Here is a 24,718-nt window from a genome sequence, read left to right as displayed (position 1 = left end):
TACGTCGGAAAGGAAAACCAATTGCTCCCACGATAAGTTGTGGTCGGCTACTTTTAAAGCACCTTACTTCGCAGGATATAGATTGATGGTACGAATTTGTTCCAACATCACGTAGCCTAGCTATTTATTTACATTGACTGGTACACGCGTATGATAGCCTTTATTCTGGCTGGAATAAAGCATTTATTTAGGGATTTGCAAGGGAATAAGCTAACTTAGATATTCACGATCCTTACGCCTCTAAACCTTCCTTTACTCATGCCAATGTTCTGGAAACTTTGCCCAAATGGAGTGTTGTTGCAATGCCTTGTAGTGTTTACATTTTTTTTCAGTTGCGAAGCTTCGGTTACAGACCGTACTACTCCCTTGTCATACGACTCAAGCCCCATTTGCCTTGAGGCAGATCAACTGCTGGCGGCACAAAACTACACAGCAGCCATCCAGGTTTACTCAAAGTGTCTGAACCAGCAGCATCAACCACTTGATCAGTTATATACACTCAACCAAAGTGCCTATGCTCACCTGATGCTATACCAACAAAAAGAAGCAGCTGTATGCTTGGAACAGGCCATGGGAATTGCCCACCAGTTGGAGGATATGCCTATCGCTGCTCGGGCTGACCTGGCTTTCCTGCGTGGACGTACTCTCTTTCTGGATCACCAATTTCCAGCTGCCCTGACCCAACTACATCAAGCACAACAACTTTACCAAGAAGCGGCTCCATCCGGGCACCTGCGCCAGGGACAAGTACTGGCAACAATCGCCCTACTTCATTTTGAATACCACCCAACAGTGGATTCTCTCAATTATGCCAACAAGGCCTTTCAATTCCTCCAACAGGACACCATTTCCCTTCCTTTCCTGGCCGAAGTTTACTTTGCTAAAGCCGCCGCCAGTTTATATGATAGAGCACACGAGCGGGGTGACGACTACTGTAAAGCACTGATTTCAACCCTCGCTGCTCTCCCTGAAGCCCCCTTGGTGCTAAGTGGCCGCAATCTGGCTCTCTACGGCAACATGCTTAAAAAACAAGGAGATATCGAAGGTATCAGCAGTAACCCTGACACCGCAAAAATCAGGAGACTCTATACCCAAGCCGACTCCTTGATGGAAAAAGCCTACACCTTACTTAAAAATACATCTTCTGATTACTGGCAGGAAGCCCTCCGCGACTGGGTAGTGATGGCCCGCCGCTTCCGCGATCAGCCCCAGCTCATCCAGACAAGAATAGCACTGGCTAAAACACAACTCAAAGCTCAGGAAGATCATTACCTCTTTCCTGACCGCCTAACTGCTTACGCTACCTTGGGCACAGCTCCCGCGCTAACCATTACCGGATACGAAAAATTCCTAGCCGGTCACCTCCTCTTACCGCAGTGCAACTGGCAACTCCTGGATGAAAGCTATTTTATGTTACGCGAGTATTATCGTAAACAAAAAGCCTATGCACAAGCCCTGCATTACCAACGAGAGGGTCAAGTACTCTTTGGCTGTTTTGACACCAACACGCCTGAAGCGCAAGAACAGGCACTTGGTCATCTCGCTTCCTGGTCGACCAGTTGCCTAAATGGTTTTGCCGCCTTGGTCAACATTAAACTTGACCAATATGAAGATACTGGCGATCTACAGTTACTAAAAACGGCAACCTCTTACCTGGATAGCCTCGACAAATATTGGCTCAAAAGCATTGTTAGGAGTGATGAAGATGCCGTACTCAGCTATTTTTCTGAAGTAGGCGAAGGCATCTATTCTTCGGCCCTCCGTAATTATGAACAATTGTGGCAAGGCACTGGTGACTCGCTCTACCTAGACTACTGCTTTCATTACGCTGAACGTATGAAATCTTTTCTCACCTACCGGGAATCCGTTGGCGCGCTAGCGGGGCACCCCTCATTACGCACCCTTCAAGCCAATATTCAAGGTCGCGCAGCACAATTTGAACAAAACAACTTGACTGCACAAGAACAGCTACAACTCTTCCGTTGGCAGGACGAGTTGGAACAAATCCTGCTACAATGGCGGCGAGACTCGGTAAGTTATCAACTGGCGCATCAGCAACCTACGCCGCCACTACGAGAGATCAGTCAACAGCTCCTCAACGATCAGGGAATGCTCCACTTTACGGAACTATCTGAGGCTTTTTACGTGTCCTACACCGACCGGGAAACGCACCGTTTGTTTACAGTCGACAAAACGCCAGTGCTGCTGGCCAATATTAGAACTTACCAAACAGCGTTACGAACACAGAAGGAGTTACGGGTAGAAACGGTGGCGAATTACCAACAATCTGCGCGAGTACTTTACCAGGCGTTTATCCAGCCTATTGCTGAACGCCTTGCTGCTCGTCGACGATTACTGGTTGTAGCTGATGGAGCATTGCAACAAATGCCTTTTGGAGCCTTAATTCCTCCTGGCCCAAGCTATTCGTTAGACGAGTTAGCGGATGCGCCCTATCTTTTTCGCCATCTGGATATTCGGTATGCTGCCAGTTGGAAAGCTTACCATCAACGTAGCACCTTAGTGCCTGTATCACTAGCTGGTGCTACCACTGTATGGTCGGACAGTACCTTGGCAACCAAAAAGTACTTTAATGATTTGCACCAGACGATACAAACGTTAAGTACCGGCCCCTTTCTTTTTGAGACCCAAGCAATGGCCAATAACTTTCTAAACCAAGGTCCAGCAGAAATCACCCACCTAACCTTACACGCCTTATCGTCGGCCAGTGAGCGCCACAAAAACCAGGTTTACTTCCCGAATGACACCTTGTATGGTTATGACATTGCGCGGTCGAGCTTGCCCACTCGCCTGCTGGTACTGGCAGCCTGCGAAACCGCCCTTGGTGACTATCGGCTCGGCGAGGGAACTTTCCACCTCGTTCGCTCCTTCCAGCAGGCGGGTGCCCAGGAAGTGGTAGCTACCCTCTGGCAAGTGCAGCAGCAGAGTACCGCCCACTTGCTAAAACTCTTCTATCAGGCACTGGCCGAAGGTATGGCCCCCGCCCCCGCCCTGCGCCAGGCCAAGCTACAGTTTTTGGCCAAACCGCTGAACCGGAGGACTGTGTTTCCAGGGTATTGGGCGGGGGTGGTAGTGTGGTGAGGGGGATCGTATTATCTAAACCAATATCCTACAATTGCACCTATTATAGTACTTGCTATTTCACTGTAATTATTCTCTAAATCACTCGATTTAAAGAGATACAATGCAATAAAAAGCAGTAGAATAGTTATTCCGATCCTAGCTAATGCTTCATATTTCGTAATCGAAATATCTTCTTCATTTATTGACCTAAATCCTACATCTTTAGGTTGCTTTAAAGCATTGATAGTTTGCGATGCAGTAAGAAAAAATGACTTCATATTTAACGCATTTAGAAAACTTATTTAATTGAGAGAAATAGAGGTAACAAAATTCAACATTAGTCTTTCAGAAAAAACCGCATCAGTCCTGTTTTTCGTCAAGTCTGATAATTGAATCTGAATACCTCCTGCGACCTCTAGTGGAGATTCATCTTTTGTAAGGTATATTCCAAAACCTAGGTTATGAATAGGTTTTAGATTTTCATCAAAATTGACTCCTCCTTGTAAAAGCCAAATCAATCGATCCGTAAATAGATTGTTTCCAACATCAAAATTTGCTCGAAAAAAATTATTCCCTGAGGAGTAAGCCAGCATATCGTATGCACTCCTTTCAGTAACGGCGTAAACTGTTGTATTGGCTCCCGTAGTTGAGTGTTGAATGGTTTGAATACTTAAAATTTCAATTAATGTTGAGTTATCCATCAATCCTCCCCTACAAGAAATTCCCAAAATGAAATTATGGAAATCCTCATCATTGTACCCAATAGCCAACGAAGTCCCTAATTCATTATTGGCGACAACTTGCTCTCCAATCTCCGCGGCTGCATTGTAAATACTAGGCCTCGAAAAATCAACAGATGGAATTAAATAAGCGTATGATCGGCCCTTAGTCATAGGAATACTTAATGGAAAAGCTAACTTTATATCAAGCTTCAATTCATTTGAACTGAATAAATTGGAAATACCTCCCTTTGCTTTCGTCTTCAAATTAATAGCCCAATTCAACTTAGCATCTTCATTGTATTCTGTAGGAGCATAAGCAAAACCAAATGAAGCTTCTTTAGCATTCAATACTAAAGCATTGTGATCGATCACCTGTATTGATGATTCCCCTTCTGCATTTCCAAAAACACTTATCTGTGCAACGACATATTGGCAGTTCATACACGATAGTAGCGCGAGATAAAAGCTTATGGTATTTTTCATGCGATTACATTTATTACTGGACGAGTCCTTACGGATTCATGTTTTTGATTAATTTTTGATAATTCCCAAATTACGGGAGGGATAGGTTTCCCAACTTCTTCCAATCTTCCTTCCCAGCCAGTTCCTCGTCTTGCATATACAATCAACTTATAGGAAAATTCGCTTCCTGCACACACGAATTCTTCACTTACCCATTTCTTACGATCTGATGAATATTTGAACTTAATATTCTTATCTACATCTTTTCCAATTAGAAAATCGACATCCCACAATTTGCCTTTCCCTGTAATGACAACTTTAAATTTCCTCATGACTTACTTGTTTTAATACAATAAAGATTTATGCCCTGTATAGAGCAAAACATACTTCGAGCTCTCTAGCTCGTCGTACTATTCTTCTATGTTTAGAAAATTATTATGCAACCACTTTTTAAACTATTTCTTAGCTGGTATAGCCTGTTTTTTTTTGCACATTTCTAAATACACTAGGACAAAGATACTCGCCAGTTGTGCACTAAAGTGGCTAGCCAAATTGTGTTATTTGGAGCATATCAATCAGGATAACACTCTCAGAAACAGTTAAAAGTTGGAGGTCAACTAGAGAATTAATGAGTTATTTCCTCTGTCAAAAAGGTGTGTAATTCTTCGAACGGATGAACTTCGAACTTCTTTACACTAATTACCGTAGTTTTGTCTAAACTTAACCAACTGTTGACTTTCTTCTTAACATCTACACCCTGAGCATTAGGATAGAAATAATAAAGAATACTAAGATCGGGGCACAACATTGGCATAAAAAAATATCCACTATCAAGATCATTACTACTGACCTTACTAAGATCACTCAATCTTTTAGAAGGTTCCTCATTAAGCCCTCTGGCTTTGGGGATATTAGATTTTTTTAAAAAAAATATTATTCGATCAAAGCCGATCTCTCCTACTTGTAATAATTGTCCTAGAACTTTAGTACAAATTCCATTCCCTCCCCCAAAAAAAGGATGATTAGTTGGAGGAGGGCAAAACTCAAAATCAAACCCACTCATACTTGTAACAGAATCAACGATATCCAGACAAATAGGAATAATCTTGTTTTTAGCAATATTCCCTAGGCTATTTGTACTGACCTTTGACATGTCGACAGGAGTAGAATTACCTGTAGTTACCTCTGACCAAACATCTATCGAGTTAGCAAAAACAAGACCAGCAGACACTACTAGATTTGTCCGAACGAAAGCTTTATTAGCAATATAATCTTCCGTCAATGAGCCAAAGTAATAGTAATATTCAGGAATGGGATGCTTAATAGTTATTCTACCAAATCCTTTAATCCCATCGAAATCATTTTCTGTTTCCAACAATCCGGCTTCGGGAAAACTTGGCAGATAATATTTCTCAAAATCAGGTAGACTTGAATTAGATGGCATAGATTACTTTTTTTAGAATTTAATACTGACCGTCATTAATTACATCAAAAACTTTAGCCAATGCAACCACCCTACCTCAAAAAACTACGAACTTCCTTTAAATTTCGTCCAATAACAGGCGTGCTGAGGTCTGGTAAGTGCCTTCTTTAACAGCAAGAGACGTCAATAATACCCTGGCTTTTTCGAGCTCTTTGTTTTCCAAATAAGCCAAAGCCAAAAACCACTGAATTTCTTCCTGGTAGAAAACAAAGGTCGGAGTGACCACTAAAGGTTCCAGGAAACCAATTGCTCTTCGGGCTTGCTGATCCCCAAGTGCTGCTACGCCAGCATACAATAGTAGGAGGCTATCCTTGGTCGCCGTCACTTGTTCGGCCAGCAGGGGCCAGGCCGCCGAATACTCCTGTGCATCGTAGCGCGCGAGTGCTTCCTCGGTGGCACTTCCCAGGTTGGCGTTCTCCCGAGGGAGGTGATCAAAAAAGTGATCATCAAAGGCTTGGAACCGGGGGCGCAGGATGGTTTCTTCTGTAGTGTTATTTTCGTTTGAGGGTGGATACTTCTTCTCTTGCCCACGAGACATTATCCACCAAACCAAAAGTGGTACTAAAATGAGTAGCAACAACCACAGCCACCTGTGTCGGGTAGGCGGCGGCAACACCGGAGGCAATTGCTGCTCCAGCTCACCGAGGAAGGCCTTCTGTCGGGTCCTTTCTTCCTGTTCAGCCTTGGTGGCTTGCGTTCCGACCATCCAGACGGTCTCCCATTTTTCTACTGCTTGGCGAAAAGCCTTATCGTCTTTCAGACGTTGGCGCAACTCCTCCTCAGCAGCGGCATCAAGCTCCCCGGCATGGTAGGCCTCCAGCAATTCGCGGTCTTTGGTAGTTAATGCCATAGTTTTATTCTTCTTCGGTTAAACCATCCAAATCAGCAATGGCTATATCTTCGTTAGGCTGGTAAGGCAAATCAGGTTCCTTTTTATAGGAGTTCCGCAGTTTCTTGCGGCAGCGCACAATTACATTCCTGATGGCATCCGCGCTGGTATAATCAGTGAGCGTGACGATCGACTCATAAGATAGTTTATCGAAATAGCGAAAAGTGAGCAAACCTCTACACTTTTCGTCGATTTTACTTAGGGCTCTGCGCACCTTTTGTCGGATCAAATCTGCATGATCTTCATCATCAATCTCCGGGGGAGCCGTGAGTAAAGGCCTGGTAAGTTGTCGCTGTTGTTTCAGCCATAAATTACGCATCACTTGAATCAGGTAGGTAGCTGGCTGCACCCATAACTCAACTAGCCGCCCACTTTTTACATTCTCCCACAAGATAAGAATAGCCTCCTGATAAAGATCTGTAGCCTCCGTTTGGGGTGCATCCGTACGGAGGTTTTTGTAAGCATACCTCAAGCATTTCTCCCGACAACGCTCATAGAGCACTTTAAGTCCTTCCTGATTTCCTGCTTTCATAGCGTCAAAAGCTTCGGCATCGGTCATGGGTAGGATTGTATTTAATGTAAGCAGGCTATTGTATTGCAACCAAGTAAAATCAAATTTAACATTTTTTAGATTTTTTTTGAGGGTTTTGGTTGCAAATGGTCTTCCCTGCCATTAAAGGGCAACGATCAATTAAAAACTTAAATGATGAAAAACATTTTCCTTGGACTTAGTTTGATTTTGTCAGGTCTTCTAATAGGATCGACTCCTGTGAACGGCTCACCGCAAACGGCTGAATACAGTACTACTGAAGACTATTGCGCTCGCTGGCGCTCCTGGAATTATAATGCTTGTGAGCACGAAGTGAGAGTAGATAACAACTGCTACAACCGTGTCAGCTTTCGAATTACCGCTTCAGATGGGCGCTATTCCGATTACTTCGTCAATGCTGGTGCCTGGATGACTGTACCCATTAGTTATTGTGGACAGTGGTACTTCCGGTGGTTGTAATAATAATTTTTAATTCTAAAACAGAAATAATAATAAACTATGACCAACTTAAATTATCAAAGCCTTCTACTTGTACTGCTACTCTTTCTTCTATTATTGAGCTGTGAAGAAGAGGGTTGTACAGATTCAAAAGCACTCAATACAGACTATGCTGCGACCGTAGATGATGGCTCCTGTATTTATTCTGATGTCGTTTTTTATGGTAGTCAGTTTTCACCCTGCCCCCCGGTGGTCGTCCAGGTAAATGGTTCTTCAATTGAAAACATTACAGCTTCCTATCCTGGTGGCCCAGGCAATTGTTCCGTACCAGGTGTAGCCTATTACACTTTTTCAAGTGGCGAAAAAATTGATTACGTAGCACTCGACGATTGTGGGAGAATCTTTAGTGGCACCGTTACACCGAGTAGTGTCAATGATTGTATCAAAATCAGGGTGTTTTGATCAAGTAACAAGCTCCTGAACACCCAAGACAAGAGTAATAATATTGAATAAAATCGTCATCATTACGAAAGACCAAGCTGATTACCAGTGGAAGCTGATCAACGCTGCGGGGCAAACCCTTCGTGAAAGTGGCGCTCCACAGGCTCTTTCCAACACCTCTATTTCTCTGGCGGCCTATCCAAATGGAGTTTAATTTCCAGCCAGGTCGACCTGCAAAACACGAACACCTTTATCATCGTAAAATCCTAAACTTATTATGAGAACCTTTATCCTCTACTTCACCGCCTTGTGCCTCTGTGCTTTCTCGTTGACGGCACAACAAACACCTAAATTCTTTTCCTTTCGTCGTACGTCACCGCTCCAGTTCTGAGCCTTCTGAAGAAGTATCTAATAATACTAACTAAGAATGAAAAACTGAAGCCCCCTTAACAGATTCAAGCCTCACCAAGGTCAATGAAACATTTCTCACTTTAACCATTAATCCTTTAACAATGAGAATCTTAACTTTCACCCTATCCCTTTTAGGATGTGTTTTATTTTTTTCCACTACTAATCTTAACAACAGTAGTGTGATTTTCAAAAACACCAGCAGTAATCAAAAAAGTGCTGCTTTAAGTAATCTTGCCAATGAATTTAATAATGCTGATCAGCCAGAATGGAGTAACTGGACACAATTAGACGATTGCTTTCAAGGTATTGACTTCAGGGTACAAAAAGGAGCTTATAATGAGTACGCCAAAAAGTATAACTGGAGAGTTCAATTCAGAAATCGCTATCAACAGAAAGTATACTTCAGTTACGAAGTTGTCCCTTACAGCGAGCGGAACCAAATAAGACAGAGCGGAAAAACAACTAACAGAACAAGTGTGGAAGCCAATGCTACCCAATCGGGTGCCCATTGGGGACTAATAGCTGAATCTTCCAGGCTCTACGTATTGGTGAACAGCGTTCGTTTTGGTCAGGATGGTCTACAGCCCTACGCTAAATGCGACATGTAAAACAAAAAGAGGAGTTTGCCGCCACTGCTGCAAACTCCCCTTTTACTTCTGAATCTTACCCTTCCCAACCTACCGATCTTCCAAATCAAAATCATTCAAAAAGCCGGTATTGAAATCTCCTTCACGGAATTTAGGGTCTTTCATCAGGCGCTGATGGAAGGGTACTGTCGTCTTGATGCCTTCGATGATAAATTCATCCAGGGCACGTTCCATTTTGGTGATACACTCTTCGCGGGTACGCGCCCGGCAGATGAGTTTCGCAATCATGGAGTCGTAAAAAGGCGGGATGGTATAACCTGCATAAACGGCAGTATCTACCCGTACACCGTGCCCTTTCGAGCTGTGGAAAGATTTGATCTTCCCTGGGCTAGGACGAAAGTTATTGAAGGGATCTTCTGCATTGATGCGGCATTCGATGGCATGCCCGACGGGGAGGTAATTCCCTCCAATGATCGGTTCACCTGCAGCAATCTTGATTTGTTCTTTGATCAAATCATGGTCGATGACTTCTTCCGTTACGGGGTGTTCTACCTGGATACGGGTATTCATCTCCATGAAGTAGAAGTTGCGATACTTGTCTACCAGAAACTCTACGGTACCAACACCTTCGTATTTGATGAACTCGCCCGCACGAACAGCGGCAGCACCCATCTTTTCGCGCAGCTCATCGGTCATGAAGGGAGAAGGACATTCTTCTACCAGCTTCTGGTGACGACGCTGAATAGAGCAGTCGCGTTCCGAAAGGTGAACAACTTTACCAAACTGATCTCCTACAATCTGGAACTCAATGTGGCGGGGTTCTTCGACAAACTTTTCGATGTAGATCCCATCGTTGCCAAAAGAAGCTTTAGCTTCCTGGCGGGCAGAATTCCAGTTCTTCTCAAAATCTTCGGCTTTGGGTACAATCCGCATCCCTTTTCCACCACCACCAGCGGTGGCTTTGATCATGACCGGGAAGCCAATTTCAGAGGCGATTCGCTGGCCGTCGGCCAAATCTTTGACGAGGCCATCAGATCCTGGAACAACCGGTACACCGGCTTTGATCATGGTCTCCTTAGCGGTCACCTTGTCTCCCATCTTGCGAATGTGTTCCGGTTGGGGCCCAATAAACTTGATCCCGTATTCTTTACACACTTCTGCAAAATCGGCGTTCTCAGACAAGAAGCCATATCCTGGATGGATGGCATCAGCATTGGTAATCTCTACCGCTGCCATGATCTTGGGGATACTGAGATAGGACTCTGACGAGGCGGGTGGCCCAATACAGACTGCTTCATCGGCAAAGCGCACGTGCAGGCTTTCGCGGTCTGCGGTAGAATAGACGGCAACCGTCTTGATATTCATTTCCCGACAGGTACGAATAATACGCAGCGCAATCTCTCCCCGATTAGCTATGAGGATTTTCTTAAACATAGTCGCATAAGCTTAACTTAGGAAAAAGGCAGTAAAACATTTGCTAGTTTACCCTTTAGGGTCTACCAGAAAGAGTACTTGATCGTACTCTACAGGCTGCGCATCTTCCACCAATACTTTCACAATCTTCCCACTTACTTCAGACTCCACTTCATTGAAGAGTTTCATTGCTTCGATGATACATACGGTATCACCACTTGCAATAGTATCGCCTATTTTGACATAAACAGGTTTATCTGGCGAGGGTGAGCGGTAGAAGGTTCCTACCATCGGAGATTTTACTGCCAGGTAGTTGGATTCGTCTACATCAGCTTGGTCGTCTTCGGCGTTGGCCGAAGCAGGCGCAGCAGATGGGGCAGCAGATGGTGCTGGAGCAGCCGATGGCGGCGCATAAACCGGTGCTGTCGGCATAGACATTACCGGTGCAGGAGATCCAATGGTGATGGGTCCGTTTTCTCCGGAAACAAAATGCTTGGTACGAATAGAAAGAGAAAACTCTCCGTCCTTCATTTTGAATTCCGACAGTTCCAGCTTACTGACCAGCTTAAGGAGATCTTGTATTTCTTTGGTTGACATATAGTCAGGAATTGGTTAGTTTGCTGCCTAAGATAATGAAAAATTTATCCCGGCCCGCAATGGCAATTACAGAAATAATCAAAAACAATGGATGGCACCCATAGGTGCCACCCTGTAAACTATGACTTTACACGCTCCACGTAAGAACCAGAACGCGTATCAATTTTAATTCTATCCCCCTGGTTGACAAAGAGAGGTACTCTCACTTCCGCACCACTTTCTACCGTTGCTGGCTTAAGGGTATTGGTAGCCGTATCTCCTTTTACACCTGGTTCGGTGTAGGTGATTTCCATCTCAACATATTGAGGCATCTCCATCGTCAAAGGAACTTCGTTGTTGGTGTCGTACAAAACATCAACCTCCATGCCTTCTTTCAACAAATCTTTACGATCGATGAGAGATTCTGGCAAGGCCAACTGTTCAAAAGTTTCTGCATTCATGAAATGCACGCCCATATCGTCCTCGTAGAGGTACTGAAATTTGCGACGCTCCACACGAATTTCGTCCACTTTGTGTCCAGCGGAAAAAGTGTGATCAAGGACCCGACCACTGGTCAGGCTTTTGATTTTGGTACGTACAAAAGCGGCGCCTTTGCCCGGCTTCACATGCTGAAATTCAACGATTGTATACTTATCATTGTTCAGCTCTAAGCACATTCCGTTGCGGATATCCGAGGTACTAGCCATCGTAGAATATTATTTTTTCTTTAAAAAGCGGGGCAAAGATAGGCATATCCTGCACATTGCCGGGCTTTGATTCCGCAAAAATTTAAGCAACGGCTGTTTGTCGACGTTGCATGTAAAAATACAAGCCGCCAAAAAGCACAATTAATACCGCCGGAAAAAGTACCAAGGAGCCCAGTGTCATCTGCCCTGCAGCCAGTTCTGCCGCATCTCCCGTCAGGCCATCCGCAATGGCTTTAGCCCGGTTGGTATCCAGCCAACCACCGATGATGGGGTTCCAGATCGACATGGCAAACATCCCAGCGCCACCAACCAAAGATAGGCCCAGTGCGCCGGTTTTGGGGATGTATTCACTGGTAAACCCAAGCATAGTTGGCCAGAAATAGCAAATACCTATCGCAAAAAGGATAGCCGCCACGTAAATCAGCGGCCCTGTCACTATGCTCATCATGTAAATCCCCAGTGCAGCAATGATTGAGGATCCCCACAATACACCCGTAGGATTGAGTCGGTGTACCAAGCCGCCAGCAAAATAACGCCCGATAGCCATCAATCCGGTCACCAAAGCCAGGATCAGCATGGGTTGAGCACCTGCATTACCAAGAATCCGCTCTACCCACTGCGTGGTACCAAACTCGGTAGACGCCGTCAACGTCATACAAATAGCAATGAAAATGAAGAGAGGGTTCGCCAATCCTTTGATGTTTTCTTTCGTCGAAGATTCGATATGCTCTGATTGAGGAAAGGTTTGTCCGAAGATCAGATAAGCGTAAAACAGGGTGGGGATCAACATGACCCCGATTTGAGCTTGCCAACCCATCCCACTCATTACCTGGGCCACCAGGCTACCGATGACGATACCTCCAGGGAACCAGACGTGAAACTTATTGAGCATCGTCGTCTTATTATCGTGGTACATATCCGCGATCATGGGGTTACAGGCCGCCTCTACACAGCCGTTGGCAAAACCAATAAAGAAGGTCGAAATCAGCAATCCCCAAAATCCTCCTGCCATGATGGTCAGTACCAAACCTAACAAATGGCTAAAAAAAGCTGCGTACATCATCCGTTTGGGGCCTACTTCGTTGTAAAGTAATCCACCAATAATCATTGCGACGGGAAAACCCAGAAAAGCCATAGAATTTACCCAGCCCAATTGTTGGTCAGAAAGGGTAAACTGTTCAGACAATTCCGTAAGAATACCTGCACGTATAGCAAAAGTCATCGCCGTCACGACCAGCGCTACACAACAGGCTAGGAATAAGCGATTTTTACTGATTTGTTCCATATTTTCGTTTCGTTTTGATTGATGCGTTGAAAAAAGAGCTTACAACTCTCTGATTTTTATATTCCTAAACCACACCCGATCACCATGATCCTGAAGGGAGATGTGGCCTTTACGAGCCTGTCCAAAGTCTTCCATATCCTTGAACTTACTGCCCGCGATCATCTGCTGCCAGTTGCTGTTGAATAGCTCCGTACTGACTACTTTACGACCATTGAGCCAGTTTTCCAGTTGGCCGTCTTTGATGCGCAGTCGTACCCGGTTCCATTCTCCTGCTGGGCGAACCGTTTCCGGAACGGCAGAAATCAGATCGTACAAATCACCGGCACGGTGCTTAATGATCATCGCATCCGGGTGGCAGGTATTGTCGAGCACCTGTATTTCTGGCCCGGTTTGCCAGGGATAATCGTAATCTTTCGAGTCTACTACATTGAACATGATACCACTGTTGCCGCAAGGAGCAATTTTCCATTCGATCTGGAATTCAAAATTTTCGAATTCACCGGCACTCACGATATCACCGCCATCGGCAGCTTGCCAACCACCATCTTCGCGAGCAACGACATCCAAGGTCAGTGCACCATCTTGTACTTTCCAGCTGCTGCCAATCGATTGTTTGCCAAAAGTATGCCATCCTTTGGTGGTTTCACCATCAAAAAGGAGCTTCCAACCTGCTTCGCGTTCTGCGGCCGTGAGCTGATTAGGTGCGGGAGGTGGTGGTGCTGGGTTATTAAAACCAGGTTCATCAACTGGAATGTTATTCAAGGTGTACCAGGCTTCTGTTGTCCAGAAGGTCTGACCAGCAGTGCTGGTCCAATAGTTGGGTAGACGCAGGTGAATTACGTGTTCTTTTTCCATACCGTCCATGGCCAGGAAGATGCGCTTACGATCCTGGCTGATGTGAACCGACTGCACGGTCAGGCGGCGGTCATCCAACTTGGGACCACCGTACTGATTTGTGGGCAGGTAGTACCATTGGCGTACGTTATAATCCTTAATATCTGCGCCAAAGGCTGGATCTAAGGGTTCGGTCAACTCAATTTCTACACCATTGCTTTTGGCCCGAACGGCCAACATCTCGAATACTGACTTTTCGTTGTATTTCAGCCTTTGTAGGCCGTACCACAGGCCTCCGCTGTGCTGCCAATTGCCCGTAGAGCCGATTCCCCCGATGTAAAGGGCGCCATCAGGGCCCCAAACCATCCGGTTGACCCCTGCTTCCAAGCCTTGGATAAAGCGGAATACACAACCCTGATATTCCCCCGCAACTTTTTCAACAAAGACCCGCTTGACGCCACCGTGAGTGACTTCGCCGTGAATCATCTGGCCTTTGTAGGGTCCGTCGTTGAGGTACATGGGCGTACTCGGTGAGTTGCCAATTTCGTCCTGGGGCAACCACACTACGGGGGGCTTCATCGGCAACTGAGCTACCCGGCTGCTATCTACGGCTCGTGAGCCAAAAAATGCCCCTTGCGAGACGTGCAGGATTTTGCTGGAAGGCAACCAGTCGCCTTGGTTATCGGCAATAAATATTTCGTTGTCTACGCCGATACCTACACCGTTAGGGGTCCGCAAGCCTTCGGCAACAATTTCCAGCTTGCCGGTCGTCTCGTGAATGCGGACGGCCTTGCCGCGAGATTTGGGCTGATTGGGTGCGCTCGCCCCACCGGGAAGAATACCAATGGCCAGGGCGCCATAGAAATAAGGTGATTTGTAGGCCAGACCGAAAGCAAACTCGTGAAAATTGGCAGAAACCAGCCAATCGTTGGATACGGTACGGTACTCGTCGGTTTGTTCATCACCATCATGGTCAACAAGTTCCGTTAGTTCCTGCTTTTGCAGGACAAAGATGGAACCATCCACTACCTTCAATCCCAGTGGCTCGGCCAGGCCACTAGCTATTCTTTTATAGGACATTTGAGCCGGATCACCCGTACTCACGCCTTCTACGATATAGACGCTTCCTTCAGCATCCCAGGTACTGATAACGAGGCGGCCATCGGGCAAAAAGTCCATACCTCCTACTTTAGGCGAAAAGCCGTTGGGCCGTGCCTGGCTGAGGGTATAGGCAGGGTGTACTTCCGTGAGGGCAGAACCATCGCCAGGAATGATGGTATTTTTATTTAAGGCTGAGCTGACCACTTCTGGTTGAGCAGCGCGCGTGTGCATCAGAACGGAAGAAGGTACGGGCTCAAAACGGTTGGTTTCAAAAGAACGCCAGGTCAGACGCAAGGTACGCCCTCCTTTCCCCTGCATATAAAGAATGCGCACAGGGTGGAACCCTTCGGCCAGAACAAGCTCAGCATCTACGGCTTGATCACCGTGAAAACCATCGTTATTGATCACCAACTGATCGTCGATATACATAAAGGAACCATCATCGCTGATCAGTCGGAACGTATAATTATTGGTTTTGGGGATTCGCAGATAGCCTGTCACTTCCAGCGCAAAATCTTCTTCGAGTTCACCGAAATCAGCCGCATAAAACTCCACCTTAGGTAAGATTCCCGCAAAGAGGGGCTCCTGGCGATAGTTGACATCCAGAACCGACGAGACGTTGCCATTGGTGGTAAATGCTTTCACAATACCTCCGGGAAGAAAATCCTGACCATCAACATTAGCGGCAGGTTGGGCAGCAGCCAAGTCAACGCCTTCATCTGTTTCGATAGCTGCCAATGCATTTTCTTCCTCCTCATCCAGCGTCATGATGTACTCCACCATGGCTTGTGCCTGGTGAGGGGGTAGATCGGGATGTGGCGTCATCGCTGCTTCGCCCCAATTGCCGGCACCTCCCTGCATCACTTTATTGACGAGCATGCTTACATTCTCGGGGGTGTTGCGGTAACGACGGGCAACATCGGTATAAGAAGGCCCAATGGTTTGAAGATAGGTATTGTGGCAAGAGCGACAGTCGCTACGAGCAATAAGACGGTAACCTAATGGGCGGCGTTCCTCCTCTTCGGCACCCACTACTTTATTTTCATTTTCGATGGTTGGCTTGCTGGTAAACAGGGCTGTTACGGTAGTCGTAGCATTAGCGTTAAGCTTCAGTGCACCATCAAGGGCTACGCTACTCAGGCGGCTATTGCCTTTTGCAGTTTCCTCTTCTGACACCCACTCACCGTCGGTTTGGAGATTGGCAGCTGTAGGTAAGCTTTCGTAATGCAGCATTAGCAAAACCTGGGCGTCAGCGGGTACGCCTTCGGTCAGGAAGGTACGCTCAAGGCCCGTTTGTCCGTAGTCATTGGTCGTGTACTCCGGTTGTTCCTTGATATTGATAGTGGTACCATCCGCCAGGCGCAATTGGTATTTGATCCAAACCTGCCCATTCTCAAATTGATGCCCGTTGTACTGGATGACCGGACGTTCTTCTTTGCCACCGCGCAAGATGCGCCAAGGCTCTGAATAGGGGTTATTGAACCAAATATTTCCCAGGGAACTGGGCTGCGGGCCATGCACCGTTGTATAAACGGCTCCATCAAAATTGACGCCTCCGCTCCAAGCCTTAGACAAGGCTCCTGTTTGGGCAGAATAGGCAAGCCATAAATTATCGTGCAATGCTACCGTGAGCATCCGAGGCTGGGCATCCAGCACGGAACGAAAGACCCAGGGAGCATGAGGTCGTTCGGGAATATTTTCTTTTTCTGATTGACAAGCAACGAATAACAGGCTTACAATAGCCAGTAATAACAGACGATTAAGGATCATACAGCTTTAATTGGATTTCCGAAAACATTGGCTTCCTTGGGGAGGGTAGCACAAAAAAAGCAAATAATTTGGAGAAAGCTATCTTTTAGAAAGGTTATTCTGTCTGCTACGCAAATAAAGGCTTCCCTGGCGTTGCACAATAACGCCCGGGAAGCTTTGGTGGGGAGGGTTGGAAGGGTTGGGTAGGTGTAAACGTGTAAAGGTTTGTTGATGGTTGTTTGTTGATGGTTGATGGTCAAGCCAAAACAGCCACGCGTATCAAGCCTCCCTTCCCCTGCAAAACAAATCCCGAAACGAAGCCATTTTTGACAATGGGAAGGGCCGGGGATGGGGCTAAGGGTTGGCCCAACCATCTCAAAGTGGGGAGGCCGAAAGTACCGCTTACCAAATAGCGTAAGCGAACCGCAGTGTGGTTTGTTGTAGTGGCTTGATGGAAGAAGGATAATAATAGGGCAGGTAACAATCACAAAGTCCGCCAAATCCACAACAGCCGCCAGGGTAGCCATAGTAGTTCTGTTTTTTGCCTAGTCCCCAGGTTTTTTGGAGGCTCAAGGTTACGCGATCCATGGTGAAGCCAAAGCCGCCAATGAACGAAGTTTGCCAACGCTTGACATCCAACCATTCGGCAGTGAGGTCGAGCTCTTCTGCGTAGCTGTAATCATATGACTCCGATTGGCCGACAGCACCATAATAATTATTCACGGTATTGGTTTGCGCCAGCAGATAGGTCGCTTGTACCCCCGCTTTAAGAAAAAAGCGAGCACGATCGGTGGGCTTCCCGAAGTAGAAATTGGTTTCAAGAGGAATCCGGAACTGACGCTGCTTTTGGTAATAACGATCCCGACTGTAAGCGATCATTAGATCCTCCGTATTGTAGGAGATGCTTTCCGCTTCGGAGAAGTCACGCCACTGGCTGTAGTTCACACCAAGGCGGAGGCCAAAACGTTGACTAAGGAGAAATTCCGTCCAGACACCCCCACTAAAACCCGGCTGCCGACGTACTTCAGATTTGTAATAATAATCACCAAAAGTATCGTCGTAATACGTTTGTTCCTGGAGGTCAGCCTTTCCGCTATACCCAGCTTCTACATCAAGACCAAAAGCCCAGCGGCTTTGCCCTGAGAGCCCGATTGCCAAGACCACAAACGCGGAAAGTAGAATTATTTTTTTCATAACTGGTGCTTTTTTTTCTTACGTCGTAAGACCACCGTCATCAAAAAAAGGGTTGGGTAGATGGCTATTTTATTTGGTAAGCGAAATGCAAAGTGGACGACCGTACATAGCGCAGAGGAACACCTGAAGTAGTAAGGGAACCATCGGGGTTGGGTTCATCACTAATGGTGAGGAAACGCGAGTAATAGGGTACGCCTGTTTTGCGCTCTTGGAAAAAAGCGGTGTTGACCAGGCTCATGGTCCAGCGATCAATGCGCAAGCCCAATTCCACGCGGCCGGCTAGGGCGATGGGGCTACGCTCTATAGCAGGTTCTTGATGGGGGATGTATTTGTTAGTGAACACCAGGCCTTCTACTCCGTAAGCAAAACCAGGCCCGAGACCGGGATCGTAGCGAAAGGTGACTTCGGATTGATAATTATGGCGATAAACGTAGCACCTCTGTATCCCGGCACCTACAAACCAGCGATGACTACCCACGTCCTCTCCAAAGTGATATCTACCGCTTAATGACAATTGAAAATACTGGCTTGCCCAACTTGATTGAACCTGATCGTAACTATACAAATCAGCACCATCATGAACAAACGTTGAATTGGCCAGTACTTTTACCCGCTGAAAGCTGGTGCTTGTGTACAGGCTCCAATGCGGGTTTAAGGAACGTTCCAGCCACAGACCAACTCCGTAAGAAAGTTGTAATGCTTCCTTGCCTAAATGATCATATACTCTTTCATTTACAACTAAAGATTTGGCCTCTTGGCGAATACTACCGCTCAGGCCCATGATGGAATGGGCGCCAAAAGCCCACTTGGGCATTTGTGCATGTAGGTTACTAAGCGTAGTCAATAGCGAAACAATGAAGAGAAGTGTAGCGAGCGTGTTTTTCATAAGGTTTTAACTGGCCAACGATTTACCTCATTTTGCCAGGAGGTTTTTTTAACCAAAAAAGCCTAAGGGATCGGCGAAGAATAACTTCCCCATTTGATGCGGCCCTCTTGCCGCCATACTTCGTTGCTTCGTCGGTTGCGTAGCTGGGCTACGCGCTCCTCCTCGCGCCTCGTCTGGCGGCAAGATGGTTCTCCTGAAAAGGACAACTTATTCTTCGCCGACTCCTAACTCTTCACCTCCTCCAAAAACTGCATCTGGTACAGCTCGCGGTAGCGACCTTCTTCATTTTTGAGTAGCTCGTCGTGGGGGCCGAATTCCACTTTTTTGCCTTTTTCTAATACCAGGATATTGTCCGCGTGGCGGATGGTGCTGAGGCGGTGTGCGATGATGATGGAAGTCCGTTTTTTGATGAGCGTCTCGATGGCGTACTGGATCACCGATTCCGTTTCCGGGTCTACGCTGGAGGTGGCCTCGTCGAGAATCAGGATATCCGGGTTAAATACCAGGGCCCGTACGAAACTGATGAGCTGTCGCTGCCCCATGGCCAAGGTGGCACCGCGCTCCATGACCTGATAATCATAGCCACCGGGGAGTTTTTCGATAAAGGGGTGAGCACCAATCATTTTAGCGGCAGCTATCACCTGCTCGCGGGAGATGTTTTCGTTGCGCAAGGTGATATTTTCGATGACCGAACCTCCAAACAAAAAGACATCCTGCAGAACAATCGCAATACGCTGACGCAAAGATTCGAGATCATACAGCGGGAGTGGCTCACCATCGATACGAATGGCTCCCTTCTGGATTTCGTAGAAGCGGTTGAGAATATTGGTAATGGTTGTTTTTCCAGACCCTGTACTCCCGATGATGGCCATGGTCTGGCCGGGTTCGATCGTAAAGCTGAGGTCTTTGATGATCCAGTCTTCGTCGTTATAGGCAAACCAGACCTGGTCGAATTCCACTTTCCCTTCCAGTTTGTCTTTTTTGAGTTCTCCTTGATCTTCGATCTGCTCGTCGGTATCAATGACGTCAAATACGCGCTCGGCAGCCACCAGCCCCATTTGTAGGGTATTGAATTTATCGGCCAGCATCCGGATCGGGCGGAACAGCATGTTGAGGTAAATAGGGAAAGCAACCAGCGCACCCAGCGTAACGCCCCCCGCACGAATCACATCCTGTGCACCCCACCAAACCATCAGGCCCAGTGATGCCGCAGCAATAATATCTACCACGGGGAAGAAGACGGCATAATACAGAATAGCATCCAGGTTGGCCTTGGTGTATTCCCTGTTGATGGTCCGGAAACGTTCCATCTCATTGCGTTCTGCATTGAAGATTTGGACGACCTTCATGCCGCTGATACGCTCCTGTAAGAAGGCATTCATACGCTGAATCTGCGTCCGAACAGTTTGGAAAGAAAGCTTTACTTTTTCTTTAAAAATATAAGTCGCCAACATCAGGAAAGGCATGGTCGTCAGGCAGATCAGGGTCAGTTTCCAACTGGTATCAAACATAATGGCCAAGACGACCACGATAGAAATCAGATCAGCAATAATGGTCATGATCCCTTCGGAGAAGACCGTATTGATGGTTTCGATATCGTTGATGGTACGCGTGGTAGCGGTACCAATGGCTGTGCGGTCAAAATACTTCAGGCGCAAGCTGGTAAGATGGGTAAAAACGCGCACCCGCAAATCCCGGATCACCGATTGGCCCAACCAACTGGTAGAAAAAATGAATACGTAGCGCAGCACAGATTCTATCAACAGCAGGCCTAAGATCCACAACGCAATACGCGTAAGCCCCGGGATGTCGTTGAAAAAAATGTAGTCATCGACCATTTTCTGAATCAGCTTTGGCCGGGCAACACTCAAAGGGGCCAATACCAATGCTAATATACCAGCCGTAGCAAACACCAAGCGGTAAGGCCTAGCCAGGGAAAGGACTCGACCAAAAAGGGAGAAATCGAACTTTTTTTTGTCTTTGGACATAAGCGTGGCGTCGCAGGGTTTGACGATTGTATTGCGCTACAAAGAATATGCGCTTTTACCTATCAACCATTAAGAATGGCATTTGGGCAAAGATAGTTTAGTGACGGATCAAAAATAACTTATTGTGGGGAGGTATTTTATTTGGTTGATCGTTCATGGTTGATGGTTGATGGTTTTTGACCATCTTTTGTGTAAACCTATTTCAGGACAAGACAATTCGTATAAATGCATTTACACTCCTACAGGGACAAGCAGCTCATCTTAGTGACGGAACAAACCTGCCTACCTGTGGTCGCAGGTAGGAATTACTTAAGACAAAACCACCAAATTAGATCCGCTCCGACCAAAAAAAATAACGCGAGTGGTTATTCGCAAATAATAGCGACTAACTTTGTAAAAAACAAGTCTGCTGATTCCATGAGATATATCGTCCTCTTACTCCTCTTCCTTAATTACGGAATGCTCTCTGCTCAAACCTGTGATGGTAACCTGGGTGATAATATTTTCACGGAAGGAGATTTTGGTGCCGGACCCGCCAATGTACTCGTGCCCAACCCCAATATTGCACCCGATTATTTTTACAATGCTGCGCCGCCTCCCAGCGACGGGCAATACACCATTACCAACAACACTGGCGCCTGGGGTAACCTCTACCCTACCTGGCTTGCTATTGGCGACAACAGCCTGAACCCCAACGGCTACATGATGGTCGTCAACGCAAGTTTTGAGCCCGGCCTCTTCTATGATCGTGAGATCGACGAGCTTTGCGGCAATACGCTGTACGAATTTTCTGTAGACGTTATCAACCTCATTGAAGTGGGGGTCCCCAACCATATTGACCCCAATGTGAGTTTTTTGCTCGACGATGTAGTGCAATTCACCACCGGAGAAATCCCCAAAACCAACAGTTGGCAGACTTATGGCTTCACCTTCACCACTGCCCCCGGGCAAACCAGTATCCGACTATCCCTGCGCAACAATGCCCCTGGAGGGATCGGCAACGATCTGGCCCTCGACAACATAAGTTTCCGCCCTTGCGGCGATGAAGCCTTTATCGAACCAGAAGAACCCGCCAACATTTGCGCCGACGGGCAGCCCTTCCCCCTCTTCGCTACCGTCTCCGGCAACTTGTACGACGATCCCGCTGTGCAGTGGCAAATCAGTCCCAACGGCATCACCGACTGGGTGGATATTACCGGAGCCAATGAGGATACCTATTTGCATAGCATTCTCTCATCGGGCATCTACTACTACCGCTTTCAGATCGCCGACGGCTTTGATAACCTGCAAAATGAAAAATGCCGCATCAACTCCAATGTTAAGGAGGTGATCGTGCTGCCTACCGAATTCTCTATTACAGATACCATTTGTGCAGGCATGTCTTATCCCGTGGGCAATTCAATGTATACCACTAGCGGCCTTTTTGTGGACTCCCTGATCAATAGCTTTGGTTGCGATAGTATTATTTCCACGAATCTCACGGTGCTGCCCCAGCCTAATATCCTCCCGATTTACAACGCCAGTGTCCCCGATTGTTTCAATACCGAAAATGGGCAGATTGAAGTGACCGAGGTCCTCAATGGCTATCCCCCCTATGACTTCCTCTGGACGGAAAGCGGCACCATGTCCAATATTTTAACGGATGTGCCCGGTGGTAACACTTACAACCTGCTGATTACCGATCGCTACGGCTGCCAACTCGACACCAGTATTCTTCTCATCTCTCCTGATGCCATTACGCTGGAGCTTGGTGCTGATCTAAACATCGAACTAGGCGACCAGGTCAGCCTTACGGCCAACACCAATTTCCCCGTCAGCCAATACATTTGGAATTCGGACAATGCTAACGAGGTGCTGCCTTGTGCCGTCTCCCCGGACTGTCCGGAAATCAACTGGCAACCCACCCAGAGTCAAACCGTCTTTCTTACGACCGAAGATGCTAACGGCTGCGCTGTGACTGACTCGGTGTTCATCTCCGTCACGCCTATTTATGACCTGTACATCCCCAATGCCTTCAGTCCCAACCTGGATGGCGTTAATGATTACTTCACTGTTTACGGTAAACTCAGCCGGATACAAAGCATAAAATCCTTCCGGGTATTCAACCGCTGGGGGCAGCTGGTCTACGAAGAGGCGGACCTGACGCCCGGTGTTCCTGGCCAAGGCTGGGACGGCCGCGCCAAGGGTAAAATTGTTGATCAAGGGGTGTACGTGTACGCCTTAGAGGTTGTCTTTCTGGATGGGGTCGTTCGGGAATTTAGTGGGGATGTGGTCCTGGTGCGGTAAATTAGCCACAATGTTCTTATATGGTTCTAATTAGTTTAAACGAGAAAGCTCTAAATAATACGTTACAATGATACGTCCTTCTCTCTTTCTGGCCCTCTCTTTGATGGTCATCAACGGCTTGCTGGCCCAGCAAGAAGACCCTTTTTCTTACGGGCTCTACCTGACGCCCAAAACGTCTTTTGTGTTTTTTGAAGACAATGATCTCGGAGAACACAGCAATAAGCTTGGACTAAATATACAGTTTGCGGTCAACTACCGATTGAGCGATAAATTTGCGGTAAGCACTGGTTTAAAATACATCATAGACAAGTTCTCCACCATCGACTATTCCGCCAGGCTTGGTTGCGATTTCGATGGCATTAGCTTTGACCCTTACAACTCCTGGTATAGCAACGAATTTACGATTCAATACCTCGGCGTTCCGCTGGAAGGCAGGTACTATTTTAAGCGACAAGGCAATCGGCTCTACGTGAAACTGGGCTACGAGTATTTTTTCAAAACGGGGGAATCCCGCGATGCTGCCCTGGTCGAATGTGGCACCAACGAGCTTCCTGTACCCAATCAGATCGGCGACGAAGCGAAAAATTACGGCACAAAAATCAACTTGGGCCTTGGCTGGGAAGTCGGAAGTAGCGGCAAGTCTATCCTTACGCTAGAACCCGAAGCGGCCTATTCGACACTCCCCGTTTACGAAGAAGCGGGCATAATATCTGACATTACCAATAATGTAAGGTTGCTTGATTTGGGGCTGCGGTTGGGGCTTACTTTTTAAAAGGTTACCACCTCACCCCTGTTTCCAGCCCACCACTGAGCATCTTGAACGAATTATTGTCCGTCAAGAAGTAGCGAAATATCGGCTGCACATAAAACTGTGCTTCTTTGCTAATTGACCACTCCCAACCGGCACTCGCTTGCAATACCGACATCAGCTTATTGGCAGAGCTGGAGATGCTCCAATAAGTATGCTCTCCGTAGTGCTCCTTACTACGAAAATAGGTCTTCAGATAAAAGTACGCAGCCATACCTCCTTCTACATAAAAATGGTCAGATTTTTCAGGTTGATAACGAAAGACTAATGGTATTTCAAGATAAAAATCTGTTGTTTTAAAATACCATCCCGCTGAAGTCTCAGGATCCAAAAAAGTACTAAGCCCAGCATTAATTTGGAAGGGATCGCTGACTTCACCCACCAATTGCTGAATGCCTGAATCATACCTCAATGCCGTCAGGCGCGCACCCGTCCGTAAGTGGAGAAAAGAAGTCAGCTCCCGCGAATAATCCCCTCCTATCCGCAAATGCAGGTTGGGGGATTCTGCATAAGAACGAGGACCTAAGTCATCAGAACGGTACAAATAATCCACGCCTACGACTACGCTAAAATGTTGAGGTGTCTGAGCTCCCAGTATCGGCAGTCCAATGATTAGTCCAAACAGAGAGAGTAGTGTACGCATTGTTTTTAGTTTTAGCTCTAGCCTAAGTTTAGCTATATTGAAGGTCAGATGTTTTTTTCGCACCTCGCACCTCACAAAGTCGGAAAGCGGAAAGCGGAAGTCGGAATTATTTTCGCACCTCACAGCAAAAAGGTGTAAGGGTTGGAAAAGTGTAAGGGTGTAAATGTTGTTTGACTTTCGCTAG

General features: G+C 46.7%; 22 protein-coding genes. 7 read left to right on the top strand and 15 right to left on the bottom strand.

The features are described from left to right. Positions 1 to 366 precede the first annotated feature (366 nt). Entirely contained in the window at positions 367 to 3,099 is a 2,733-nt protein-coding gene (locus AB0L18_RS11000) for a CHAT domain-containing protein (RefSeq protein ID WP_367392642.1), read from the top strand. A gap of 11 nt (positions 3,100 to 3,110) precedes the next feature. Here the strand turns inward: AB0L18_RS11000 and AB0L18_RS10995 are convergent, their stop codons facing one another. The 6 genes from AB0L18_RS10995 to AB0L18_RS10970 form a co-directional block, all read right to left on the bottom strand. Then, positions 3,111 to 3,359: a hypothetical protein gene (locus tag AB0L18_RS10995; protein ID WP_367392641.1), complete on the bottom strand. Its 249-nt coding sequence runs from the start codon at positions 3,357 to 3,359 to the stop codon at positions 3,111 to 3,113. 24 nt (positions 3,360 to 3,383) lie between these two features. Further along, positions 3,384 to 4,286, bottom strand: coding sequence for a hypothetical protein (locus tag AB0L18_RS10990; RefSeq protein WP_367392640.1), 903 nt, complete (start codon positions 4,284 to 4,286; stop codon positions 3,384 to 3,386). After that, positions 4,283 to 4,597: a hypothetical protein gene (locus AB0L18_RS10985; RefSeq protein ID WP_367392639.1), complete on the bottom strand. Its 315-nt coding sequence runs from the start codon at positions 4,595 to 4,597 to the stop codon at positions 4,283 to 4,285. The genes AB0L18_RS10990 and AB0L18_RS10985 overlap by 4 nt, the downstream gene beginning before the upstream one ends. Before the next feature lie 293 nt (positions 4,598 to 4,890). Next, positions 4,891 to 5,709 carry a hypothetical protein gene (locus tag AB0L18_RS10980; protein ID WP_367392638.1) on the bottom strand — a complete coding sequence of 273 codons (819 nt, stop codon included), beginning with the start codon at positions 5,707 to 5,709 and terminating at the stop codon, positions 4,891 to 4,893. A gap of 97 nt (positions 5,710 to 5,806) precedes the next feature. Continuing rightward, on the bottom strand, positions 5,807 to 6,598 hold the full coding sequence (locus AB0L18_RS10975; protein WP_367392637.1) for a hypothetical protein: 792 nt from the start codon (positions 6,596 to 6,598) through the stop codon (positions 5,807 to 5,809). A 4-nt stretch (positions 6,599 to 6,602) separates the two neighbouring features. Continuing rightward, on the bottom strand, positions 6,603 to 7,196 hold the full coding sequence (locus tag AB0L18_RS10970) for an RNA polymerase sigma factor (protein ID WP_367392636.1): 594 nt from the start codon (positions 7,194 to 7,196) through the stop codon (positions 6,603 to 6,605). A gap of 144 nt (positions 7,197 to 7,340) precedes the next feature. On the opposite strand from AB0L18_RS10970, the gene AB0L18_RS10965 reads away from it, so the two are divergent. The 4 genes from AB0L18_RS10965 to AB0L18_RS10950 all read left to right on the top strand — a co-directional run bounded on the left by AB0L18_RS10965 (position 7,341) and on the right by AB0L18_RS10950 (position 9,085). Continuing rightward, a complete protein-coding gene (locus tag AB0L18_RS10965) occupies positions 7,341 to 7,646 on the top strand; it encodes a hypothetical protein (protein ID WP_367392635.1) in 306 nt (101 codons plus the stop codon). Positions 7,647 to 7,685: 39 nt separating this feature from the next. After that, positions 7,686 to 8,087, top strand: coding sequence for a hypothetical protein (locus AB0L18_RS10960; RefSeq protein WP_367392634.1), 402 nt, complete (start codon positions 7,686 to 7,688; stop codon positions 8,085 to 8,087). 43 nt (positions 8,088 to 8,130) lie between these two features. Further along, complete coding sequence (locus AB0L18_RS10955; protein WP_367392633.1) at positions 8,131 to 8,280, top strand: hypothetical protein; 150 nt, start codon at positions 8,131 to 8,133, stop codon at positions 8,278 to 8,280. Between the two features lie 298 nt (positions 8,281 to 8,578). Beyond that, positions 8,579 to 9,085 (top strand): hypothetical protein, encoded by a 507-nt coding sequence (locus AB0L18_RS10950; RefSeq protein WP_367392632.1) that lies wholly within the window; start codon positions 8,579 to 8,581, stop codon positions 9,083 to 9,085. A gap of 69 nt (positions 9,086 to 9,154) precedes the next feature. Here the strand turns inward: AB0L18_RS10950 and accC are convergent, their stop codons facing one another. The 8 genes from accC to AB0L18_RS10910 all read right to left on the bottom strand — a co-directional run bounded on the left by accC (position 9,155) and on the right by AB0L18_RS10910 (position 20,797). Then, a complete protein-coding gene (accC, locus tag AB0L18_RS10945) occupies positions 9,155 to 10,498 on the bottom strand; it encodes an acetyl-CoA carboxylase biotin carboxylase subunit (RefSeq protein ID WP_367392631.1) in 1,344 nt (447 codons plus the stop codon). Positions 10,499 to 10,546: 48 nt separating this feature from the next. Continuing rightward, positions 10,547 to 11,074 (bottom strand): acetyl-CoA carboxylase biotin carboxyl carrier protein, encoded by a 528-nt coding sequence (accB, locus tag AB0L18_RS10940; RefSeq protein WP_367392630.1) that lies wholly within the window; start codon positions 11,072 to 11,074, stop codon positions 10,547 to 10,549. Positions 11,075 to 11,193: 119 nt separating this feature from the next. Further along, positions 11,194 to 11,760: an elongation factor P gene (gene efp / locus AB0L18_RS10935; RefSeq protein ID WP_367392629.1), complete on the bottom strand. Its 567-nt coding sequence runs from the start codon at positions 11,758 to 11,760 to the stop codon at positions 11,194 to 11,196. 82 nt (positions 11,761 to 11,842) lie between these two features. Continuing rightward, positions 11,843 to 13,045 (bottom strand): sugar MFS transporter, encoded by a 1,203-nt coding sequence (locus tag AB0L18_RS10930; RefSeq protein ID WP_367392628.1) that lies wholly within the window; start codon positions 13,043 to 13,045, stop codon positions 11,843 to 11,845. Positions 13,046 to 13,084: 39 nt separating this feature from the next. After that, positions 13,085 to 16,750 carry a family 16 glycoside hydrolase gene (locus tag AB0L18_RS10925; RefSeq protein ID WP_367392627.1) on the bottom strand — a complete coding sequence of 1,222 codons (3,666 nt, stop codon included), beginning with the start codon at positions 16,748 to 16,750 and terminating at the stop codon, positions 13,085 to 13,087. Positions 16,751 to 17,131: 381 nt separating this feature from the next. After that, complete coding sequence (locus tag AB0L18_RS10920) at positions 17,132 to 17,923, bottom strand: outer membrane beta-barrel protein (RefSeq protein ID WP_367392626.1); 792 nt, start codon at positions 17,921 to 17,923, stop codon at positions 17,132 to 17,134. Between the two features lie 64 nt (positions 17,924 to 17,987). Further along, positions 17,988 to 18,809, bottom strand: coding sequence for an outer membrane beta-barrel protein (locus AB0L18_RS10915; RefSeq protein WP_367392625.1), 822 nt, complete (start codon positions 18,807 to 18,809; stop codon positions 17,988 to 17,990). Between the two features lie 224 nt (positions 18,810 to 19,033). Then, a complete protein-coding gene (locus tag AB0L18_RS10910) occupies positions 19,034 to 20,797 on the bottom strand; it encodes an ABC transporter ATP-binding protein (RefSeq protein ID WP_367392624.1) in 1,764 nt (587 codons plus the stop codon). 417 nt (positions 20,798 to 21,214) lie between these two features. Here AB0L18_RS10910 and AB0L18_RS10905 point away from each other — a divergent pair, with 417 nt between their 5' ends. Then, complete coding sequence (locus tag AB0L18_RS10905; protein WP_367392623.1) at positions 21,215 to 23,083, top strand: gliding motility-associated C-terminal domain-containing protein; 1,869 nt, start codon at positions 21,215 to 21,217, stop codon at positions 23,081 to 23,083. 67 nt (positions 23,084 to 23,150) lie between these two features. Then, a complete protein-coding gene (locus AB0L18_RS10900; protein WP_367392622.1) occupies positions 23,151 to 23,855 on the top strand; it encodes a porin family protein in 705 nt (234 codons plus the stop codon). Between the two features lie 4 nt (positions 23,856 to 23,859). On the opposite strand, the gene AB0L18_RS10895 is transcribed toward AB0L18_RS10900, so the two are convergent. Beyond that, the gene (locus AB0L18_RS10895; protein WP_367392621.1) at positions 23,860 to 24,534 is read right to left on the bottom strand and encodes a hypothetical protein; all 675 of its coding nucleotides are present in this window, start codon (positions 24,532 to 24,534) and stop codon (positions 23,860 to 23,862) included. Positions 24,535 to 24,718 lie beyond the last annotated feature (184 nt).

The organism is Lewinella sp. LCG006, from assembly GCF_040784935.1.
Lineage (GTDB): Bacteria > Bacteroidota > Bacteroidia > Chitinophagales > Saprospiraceae > Lewinella.
The sequence above is the reverse complement of the archived record's forward strand: the minus strand, read 5'-3'. Positions and strand labels throughout refer to the sequence as shown.

What these genes read in the sequence shown, in the direction of transcription:
- AB0L18_RS10995 (WP_367392641.1), bottom strand. Translation starts at nt 3,359, where the DNA reads ATGAAGTCATTTTTTCTTACTGCATCGCAAACTATCAATGCTTTAAAG.
- AB0L18_RS10990 (WP_367392640.1), bottom strand. Translation starts at nt 4,286, where the DNA reads ATGAAAAATACCATAAGCTTTTATCTCGCGCTACTATCGTGTATGAAC.
- AB0L18_RS10985 (WP_367392639.1), bottom strand. Translation starts at nt 4,597, where the DNA reads ATGAGGAAATTTAAAGTTGTCATTACAGGGAAAGGCAAATTGTGGGAT.
- AB0L18_RS10980 (WP_367392638.1), bottom strand. Translation starts at nt 5,709, where the DNA reads ATGCCATCTAATTCAAGTCTACCTGATTTTGAGAAATATTATCTGCCA.
- AB0L18_RS10975 (WP_367392637.1), bottom strand. Translation starts at nt 6,598, where the DNA reads ATGGCATTAACTACCAAAGACCGCGAATTGCTGGAGGCCTACCATGCC.
- AB0L18_RS10970 (WP_367392636.1), bottom strand. Translation starts at nt 7,196, where the DNA reads ATGACCGATGCCGAAGCTTTTGACGCTATGAAAGCAGGAAATCAGGAA.
- AB0L18_RS10965 (WP_367392635.1), top strand. Translation starts at nt 7,341, where the DNA reads ATGATGAAAAACATTTTCCTTGGACTTAGTTTGATTTTGTCAGGTCTT.
- AB0L18_RS10960 (WP_367392634.1), top strand. Translation starts at nt 7,686, where the DNA reads ATGACCAACTTAAATTATCAAAGCCTTCTACTTGTACTGCTACTCTTT.
- AB0L18_RS10950 (WP_367392632.1), top strand. Translation starts at nt 8,579, where the DNA reads ATGAGAATCTTAACTTTCACCCTATCCCTTTTAGGATGTGTTTTATTT.
- accC (WP_367392631.1), bottom strand. Translation starts at nt 10,498, where the DNA reads ATGTTTAAGAAAATCCTCATAGCTAATCGGGGAGAGATTGCGCTGCGT.
- accB (WP_367392630.1), bottom strand. Translation starts at nt 11,074, where the DNA reads ATGTCAACCAAAGAAATACAAGATCTCCTTAAGCTGGTCAGTAAGCTG.
- efp (WP_367392629.1), bottom strand. Translation starts at nt 11,760, where the DNA reads ATGGCTAGTACCTCGGATATCCGCAACGGAATGTGCTTAGAGCTGAAC.
- AB0L18_RS10930 (WP_367392628.1), bottom strand. Translation starts at nt 13,045, where the DNA reads ATGGAACAAATCAGTAAAAATCGCTTATTCCTAGCCTGTTGTGTAGCG.
- AB0L18_RS10925 (WP_367392627.1), bottom strand. Translation starts at nt 16,750, where the DNA reads ATGATCCTTAATCGTCTGTTATTACTGGCTATTGTAAGCCTGTTATTC.
- AB0L18_RS10920 (WP_367392626.1), bottom strand. Translation starts at nt 17,923, where the DNA reads ATGAAAAAAATAATTCTACTTTCCGCGTTTGTGGTCTTGGCAATCGGG.
- AB0L18_RS10915 (WP_367392625.1), bottom strand. Translation starts at nt 18,809, where the DNA reads ATGAAAAACACGCTCGCTACACTTCTCTTCATTGTTTCGCTATTGACT.
- AB0L18_RS10910 (WP_367392624.1), bottom strand. Translation starts at nt 20,797, where the DNA reads ATGTCCAAAGACAAAAAAAAGTTCGATTTCTCCCTTTTTGGTCGAGTC.
- AB0L18_RS10905 (WP_367392623.1), top strand. Translation starts at nt 21,215, where the DNA reads ATGAGATATATCGTCCTCTTACTCCTCTTCCTTAATTACGGAATGCTC.
- AB0L18_RS10900 (WP_367392622.1), top strand. Translation starts at nt 23,151, where the DNA reads ATGATACGTCCTTCTCTCTTTCTGGCCCTCTCTTTGATGGTCATCAAC.
- AB0L18_RS10895 (WP_367392621.1), bottom strand. Translation starts at nt 24,534, where the DNA reads ATGCGTACACTACTCTCTCTGTTTGGACTAATCATTGGACTGCCGATA.